Here is a 478-nt window from a genome sequence, read left to right on the forward strand (position 1 = left end):
TTTCAGGCACACTTATATTAATTTTTTAGGATACATATTATGTCTAATACAACTACTGGTTCAGTAAAATGGTTTAACGAAGCAAAAGGTTTTGGTTTTATCGAGCAAGAATCTGGCGCAGACGTTTTTGCACATTTCAGCGCGATCTCTGGCGACGGTTTTAAAACTTTAGCTGAAGGCCAACGTGTACAGTTTACTGTTACTCAAGGTCAAAAAGGCCCACAAGCCGAGAACATTGTTAGCATCTAATTGCTTTCGTTAAAATGGGTTAGCAATAACCCATTTTGAATACTAGTTTGAAAGAAGTTTTGTTTTATTTGTTAGTACCGAGTTGTTTTAGTAATAATCCCACACGATATCCTCAAGTTAACTATTTTTTCCGGCTCAATCGCCTCTTTTCAGGCACACTTATATTAATTTTTTAGGATACATATTATGTCTAATACAACTACTGGTTCAGTAAAATGGTTTAACGAAG

The 478-nt window shown here is 35.1% G+C and carries 1 protein-coding gene; it reads left to right on the forward strand.

Features of this window, described 5'->3' with window-relative positions:
• The first annotated feature begins 39 nt into the window (after positions 1-39).
• Positions 40-249, forward strand: a complete 210-nt coding sequence (locus H5160_RS20150; RefSeq protein ID WP_007580429.1) for a cold-shock protein — start codon at positions 40-42, stop codon at positions 247-249.
• The last annotated feature ends 229 nt before the right edge of the window (positions 250-478 follow it).

The sequence above is a fragment of the Pseudoalteromonas sp. SG43-4 genome (assembly GCF_014164325.1).
Taxonomy (GTDB): Bacteria; Pseudomonadota; Gammaproteobacteria; order Enterobacterales; family Alteromonadaceae; genus Pseudoalteromonas; species Pseudoalteromonas distincta.